Here is a 6,000-nt window from a genome sequence, read left to right as displayed (position 1 = left end):
GGCGCGAACGGGTAGAAGGAGCCCCGCTTGTAGAGGTAGACGAGCGCGAGCCGGCGCCCGCGCTCGTCCTCGAAGGCGGCCAGAGAACAGAGCAGCTGTGGGCCGAAGCCGTTGGCCTCCAGCGAGCTGTTCACCGCGTGCAGGTCGTTGACCAGCTGCGCAAGCTGGTCGGGGGAACGCTGCGAGACCAGCCAGGAGTACCCGTAGTCGTCCTGGCGCAGCTCCACCGGAACCCCGCCGCGGTCCGTGTCCGCGTCGAGGAGTGCCTGGACCTCCCGGTGGGTCTGCTCGAAGGCCGCGCCCTCCACGGTGGCGAAGCACACCGCGCCCGCCCCGGTGGGCCGGAACCCGGTCGCCACCTCCAGCGTCACCGCCGCCGACGGCAGTGCGAACAGCTGATCGAGATCGGGCGCGACCGGCTTCGTACGGCCCAGCAGGATGTCCAGGAACCCCATGCTCACCCGGCCTTCCCGGGCGTCGCCGCCTCACCCAGCTCCGCCGAGATCCGCCCCAGCTGTTCGAGCCGCTGCTCCAGGGTCGGGTGGGTGGAGAAGATGCGCTCGAAGCCGGGCTCCTTGCCGGTCGCCGGGGTGAAGTAGAACGCGTTGAAGGCCTGGGCCGTGCGCAGGTCCTTGGTCGGGATCCGGGCGATGTCACCGGAGACCTTGGTGAGCGCCGACGCCAGCGCGGAGGGCCGGCCGGTCAGGTGGGCGGCGGCCCGGTCGGCCGCCAGCTCCCGGTACCGGGACAGCGCCCTGATCAGCAGGAAACTGATCGCGTACACGGCCGCGGAGACCCCGATGACCGCGGCGAACACGGCGGCCGTGTTCTGGTCGCGCCGGCCGCCGCCGAAGAGCTGCGAGTAGAACGCGAACCGCACGATGAGCCCGGCGATCACGCCCAGGAAGGACGCGATCGTGATCACGGCGACGTCCTTGTGCGCCACGTGCGACAGCTCGTGCGCGAGCACGCCTTCCAACTCGGCGGGATCCAGCCGCCGCAGCAGCCCCGTGGTCACGCACACCACGGCATGCTCGGGACTGCGCCCGGTCGCGAACGCGTTCGGCATGTCCATGTCGGAGACGGCGACCACCGGCTTCGGCATGTCGGCGATGGCACACAGCCGGTCCACCACCGCGTGCAGTTCCGGGTACTCCTCACGCTCCACGACCTGCCCGCGCATGGCGAACAGCGCGATCCGGTCGGAGAACCAGAACTGCGCCACGAACATCGCGCCCACCAGCACGACGACCAGCAGCCACGACTTCAGCAGCACGATCAACGCGGCAACGAAGCCGACGTACAACAACCCGAGCAGGAACAGCGTGACTGTCATCCGAACAGTCAGCCGCCGGTCGCTCCGGAAGCGGCTCTGCATCTTGCATCACCCCGCAGTCAGGCACTCGTCCCGCTGTCCAGTGTGCACCTGCGGGGGGCCATGGAACGGTTCCGAACGTCCCTAGTAGCGGCAAAAGGTCCCTGTGAAAGCCCCCGACGGGGCGCCGGCGCCGGGCCCGCTAGTACGGCGACCGCGTCTGCATGTACCCCAGCAGCAGGATCACCGCCGCCGCACACCCCAGCACCAGAGCCGTCGAAACCCAGGACGACCGGCGCGGTCCCGCCGGTCCCGGATCCGGCCGGAACGGCACCGGATCCGGCGGGTTCTCCCGCCACCGGGCGGCGAGCATCCGCGCCCGTGCGGACGGCTCCTTGTGCTGCGCCTCGGCGGCCCACCTGAAGTCGAACTCCTGCTCCTCGTCGCCCTGCTGGGACACCCCGTACCCCCGTCTCGAACATCAGTACCCGGGCACGATACGACGGCGCCCCCGCCCTGAGGAACAGGGACGGGGGCGCCGGCGGCCGGGAACGGCGTCTGTCACACGTCGAAGTACAGCTCGAACTCGTGCGGGTGCGGACGCAGCTGCAGCGGGGCGATCTCGTTGGTGCGCTTGAAGTCGATCCACGTCTCGATCAGGTCGGGCGTGAAGACGTCACCGGCGAGCAGGAACTCGTGGTCGCGCTCCAGGGAGTCGAGGACGGCCGGGAGGGAGGTCGGGACCTGGGCGACGTTGGCGTGCTCCTCGGGAGCCAGCTCGTAGAGGTCCTTGTCGATCGGCTCGGCCGGCTCGATCTTGTTCTTGATGCCGTCCAGACCCGCGAGGAGCAGGGCCGAGAAGGCCAGGTACGGGTTGCCGGAGGAGTCGGGCGCGCGGAACTCGACGCGCTTGGCCTTCGGGTTCGAACCCGTGATCGGGATACGCATCGCGGCGGAGCGGTTGCGCTGCGAGTACACCAGGTTGATCGGCGCCTCGAAGCCCGGCACCAGGCGGTGGTACGAGTTCACCGTCGGGTTGGTGAAGGCCAGCAGCGACGGGGCGTGCTTCAGGATGCCGCCGATGTAGTAGCGGGCGGTGTCCGACAGGCCCGCGTAACCGGCCTCGTCGTAGAACAGCGGGTCGCCGTTGGCCCACAGGGACTGGTGCACGTGCATGCCCGAGCCGTTGTCGCCGAAGATCGGCTTCGGCATGAAGGTCGCGGTCTTGCCGTTGCGCCAGGCCACGTTCTTCACGATGTACTTGAAGAGCTGGAGGTCGTCGGCGGCGGCGAGCAGCGTGTTGAACTTGTAGTTGATCTCCGCCTGGCCGGCGGTGCCCACCTCGTGGTGCTGGCGCTCGACCTTCAGGCCGTTCTTCTCCAGCTCCAGGGAGATCTCGGCGCGCAGGTCGGCGAAGTGGTCGACCGGCGGGACCGGGAAGTAGCCGCCCTTGTAGCGGACCTTGTAACCACGGTTGTCCTCCAGGGCGCCGGTGTTCCAGGCGCCGGCCTCGGAGTCGATGTGGTAGAAGGACTCGTTCGCCGAGGTGGCGAAGCGGACCGAGTCGAAGACGTAGAACTCGGCCTCGGGGCCGAAGTACGCGGTGTCGGCGATACCGGTCGACGCCAGGTACGCCTCCGCCTTCTTCGCCACGTTGCGCGGGTCACGGGAGTACTGCTCACCCGTGATCGGGTCGTGGATGAAGAAGTTGATGTTGAGCGTCTTGTCGCGGCGGAAGGGGTCCACCCGGGCCGTCGACAGGTCGGCGCGCAGCGCCATGTCGGACTCGTGGATCGCCTGGAAACCACGGATCGACGATCCGTCGAAGGCGAGCTCCTCGTCCGGGTCGAACGCCTCGACGGGCACCGTGAAGTGCTGCATGACGCCCGGCAGGTCGCAGAAACGGACGTCGACGAACTTGACGTCCTCGTCCGCGATGAACTTCTTGGCCTCGTCGGCGTTCTGGAACATCCAGCTCCTCCTACTCCCGGCCGTTCCCGTGCCGGGGTGGTAGTTCGTTCGTGCGGCCAGTGCGGTGGCACACGCTGCCCTCGACACTAGGGACGGGTGATTTCTCAGGCGTGACCCATTTGTTTCGCTGAAGTTAACCGACCTCGGTTCCAGGGTAGCCCTCGGCACCCCGCCGGACCGGGGGCCGGACCGGGCCCAGTACCGTGGACGGGTGGACAACAGGCAAGCAATCGGATCGTGGCTCTCCGGACCCCGCGCGGCCATGGAGGAGGCGGGCGCCGAGCTCGGGTACCGGGGCGAGCGGCTCGGTCTGCCGGAGGACGGACCCGGCTCCATCGCCCGCCCCGGGCGGCGGCTCGGGGCGCTGGTGGTGGACTGGGCGCTGTGCGAGCTGATCGCATACGGTCTGATCACCAAGGGCTACAACCCGGCGACGACCGGCAACTGGGCCCTCCTCGTCTTCCTCGTCCTCGGGGTCCTCACCGTGGGCACGGTCGGCTTCACGCCGGGAAAACGGCTGTTCCGGCTGCGGGTGGTCGGCGTGGATACGGGGCGGGTGCAGCCGCTGCGGGCACTGGCCCGCACGGTGCTGCTGTGCCTCGCGATCCCCGCGCTGATCTGGGACCGGGACGGCAGGGGGCTGCACGACCGGCTGGCGAAGACCGTCGAGGTCCGTATCTGACTCCGGGCCCGGCAGGGCGGCGCCTCGCGGTCTGCCGAGCCCCGTCTCGTCGGCGGCCGCGGGTGCGCGGTGGCTGGCCGCGCAGTTCCCCGCGCCCCTTACGGGGCGCATAAGCCGCGGGCAGTCGTGTCGCCGGGGGTCCCCCGGCCGAAGGCTGGGGGAGGTACCCGGCAAGCGCCGGTGAGCGTTCCCACCCGCGCCCAGCCACAACCCCGGCTCACCTCTTCCGCAGCACCCGTCCCAGTACCTCCCGCAGCTCTCCCTCCGGGTCGGGCACGGCTCCCTCCGATCGCCAGGCCACGTACCCGTCCGGCCGCACCAGCACCGCCCCGTCCGCCGTCGTACCGTGCGCCGCAGCCCAGTCGCCGTCCTCCGTGTCGTGGACGAGATCGGCACCCGTCCCCGCCGCCCCGATCCGGTACGTGTCCAGCCGTAGCCGCTCCGTGTCCGCGATCCGCCGGGCGGCGGTGTGCCATGCCGCGCCCCCGGCGGATTCCGCGTCACTCAGCAGGACCAGCGACCGCTCGTACAGGTCGAGCGTGGAGAGCCGTTCGTCCGCGCGGCGCAGCCACAGGTGCGGGGACCGGCTGCCCGGCTGGCCGGTGAGGTTCATCCCATCGGGTACGAGCGGCTGGTCCGGGTCGGCGCCGAGGACCGCGCCCTTGAGGTAGCGGTAGCCGAGGACGATGTTGAGGATGCCGCCGCGCCGGTCCGCGCCGACGCCGGGGGCGGGCGCGAAGCCGGGATGGCTGTGCTCGACGGAGCGGGCGGACGCGCGGGCGCTGGTGGCGAGGGCGACCGGGCGGCGCTCGGCGTCGTAGGAGTCGAGGAGCCCGGGGCCGGCCCAGCCGTCGAGGACCGCCGCCAGCTTCCAGGCCAGGTTGTGGGCGTCCTGGATGCCGGTGTTGGAGCCGAAGGCCCCGGTCGGTGACATCTCGTGCGCGGAGTCGCCGGCCAGGAAGACCCGCCGGTCGGCGTAGCGTTCCGCGACCCGTTCGGCCGCCCGCCAGGAGGCGCGGCCGGTGACCTCGACGTCGAGGTCGGGGACGCCGACGGCCCGCCGGATGTGCCGGGTGAGCCGTTCCTCCGTGAACTCGTCGAGGGTTTCGCCGCGTTCGGGGTGCCAGGGAGCGTGGAAGACCCAGTTCTCCCTGTTGTCGACGGGGAGGAGGGCGCCGTCGGCCTCCGGGTCGGTGAGGTAGCAGCAGATGAAGCGGCGGTCCCCGACCGTGTTCTGGAGCAGCTTGGAACGGAAGGTGATGCTGACGTTCGCGAAGAGGTCGCCGGGGCCCGTCTGGCCGATGCCGAGCCGGCCGCGGACCGGGGAGCGCGGGCCGTCGGCCGCGACCAGGTAGTCCGCGCGGACGGTGTACATCCGGTCGGAGCCACGGTCGCGGACGTACGCCGTCACTCCTTCGGGGTCCTGTTCGAAGGACTCCATCTCGTGGAAGTAGCGCAGCTCGCCGGTGAGCGACTCGGCCGCCCGGCGGAGGACGGGTTCGAGGTCGTTCTGGCTGCACAGGCACCACCCCGTGGGGCTGAACCTCGCGAGTCCGCCTCCCGGGTCGATCTCCCTGAACAGCCATTCGCCGGCGTCGCCGACCAGCGTCGGGGTCTGCAGGATGCCGTGGTTGTCGGCGAGGAGGGAGGCCGCCGACTTGATGTCCTGCTCGATCCCCGCCTTCCGGAACAGCTCCATCGTCCGCACGTTGTTGCCCCGGCCGCGTGGGTGGATCGAGGTCCCCGAGTGTCTCTCGACGAGCATGTGGCGGACGCCCAGTCGGCCCAGGAAGAGGGACATGGACAGGCCCACGAGGGAGCCGCCCACCACGAGGACGGGGACCTGGTGATCGGTTCTCTGCTGCATCGGGCACTCCAGAGGCGGGTGTTGTGCGTCAGGTGCGTTGGAACCTCCATGCCCCGTCCGGGCCCCTTCCGGGGGGGTTTCGCGTGCTCAATCACCCACCTGGTTCACGCGAGTCGCGCGCTTCGGAGGACCGGCACAGGATCAAGAAGCGCTGACGCCACGTCA

Annotated in this window: 6 protein-coding genes; 1 reads left to right on the top strand and 5 read right to left on the bottom strand. The window is 70.3% G+C overall.

Going from position 1 to position 6,000, the window contains the following annotated elements; genetic code table 11:
* The 4 genes from pspAB to glnA all read right to left on the bottom strand — a co-directional run.
* Nucleotides 1-455, bottom strand: a 455-nt coding sequence (gene pspAB, locus LQ326_RS44170; RefSeq protein ID WP_234544773.1) for a PspA-associated protein PspAB, incomplete at its 3' end; no start/stop codon positions are given.
* 2 nt (nt 456-457) lie between these two features.
* The gene (htpX, locus tag LQ326_RS44165; RefSeq protein ID WP_234544771.1) at nt 458-1,378 is read right to left on the bottom strand and encodes a zinc metalloprotease HtpX; all 921 of its coding nucleotides are present in this window, start codon (nt 1,376-1,378) and stop codon (nt 458-460) included.
* A gap of 139 nt (nt 1,379-1,517) precedes the next feature.
* Nucleotides 1,518-1,775: an SCO2583/SCO2584 N-terminal domain-containing protein gene (locus LQ326_RS44160; RefSeq protein ID WP_234544770.1), complete on the bottom strand. Its 258-nt coding sequence runs from the start codon at nt 1,773-1,775 to the stop codon at nt 1,518-1,520.
* 101 nt (nt 1,776-1,876) lie between these two features.
* Nucleotides 1,877-3,286, bottom strand: a complete 1,410-nt coding sequence (glnA, locus tag LQ326_RS44155) for a type I glutamate--ammonia ligase (protein ID WP_181805236.1) — start codon at nt 3,284-3,286, stop codon at nt 1,877-1,879.
* 211 nt (nt 3,287-3,497) lie between these two features.
* On the opposite strand from glnA, the gene LQ326_RS44150 reads away from it, so the two are divergent.
* Nucleotides 3,498-3,968, top strand: a complete 471-nt coding sequence (locus tag LQ326_RS44150) for an RDD family protein (RefSeq protein WP_234544769.1) — start codon at nt 3,498-3,500, stop codon at nt 3,966-3,968.
* 217 nt (nt 3,969-4,185) lie between these two features.
* Here the strand turns inward: LQ326_RS44150 and LQ326_RS44145 are convergent, their stop codons facing one another.
* A complete protein-coding gene (locus LQ326_RS44145; protein WP_234544768.1) occupies nt 4,186-5,835 on the bottom strand; it encodes an FAD-dependent monooxygenase in 1,650 nt (549 codons plus the stop codon).
* Nucleotides 5,836-6,000 lie beyond the last annotated feature (165 nt).

It is taken from the genome of Streptomyces shenzhenensis, from assembly GCF_021462265.1.
Taxonomy (GTDB): domain Bacteria; phylum Actinomycetota; class Actinomycetes; order Streptomycetales; family Streptomycetaceae; genus Streptomyces; species Streptomyces shenzhenensis.
Note: the sequence above shows the minus strand (reverse complement) of the source record. Positions and strands in the feature narration are given on the sequence as shown.

Coding starts and splice junctions, on each gene's coding strand:
- glnA (WP_181805236.1), bottom strand. CDS start 3,286: ATGTTCCAGAACGCCGACGAGGCCAAGAAGTTCATCGCGGACGAGGAC.
- htpX (WP_234544771.1), bottom strand. CDS start 1,378: ATGCAGAGCCGCTTCCGGAGCGACCGGCGGCTGACTGTTCGGATGACA.
- LQ326_RS44145 (WP_234544768.1), bottom strand. CDS start 5,835: ATGCAGCAGAGAACCGATCACCAGGTCCCCGTCCTCGTGGTGGGCGGC.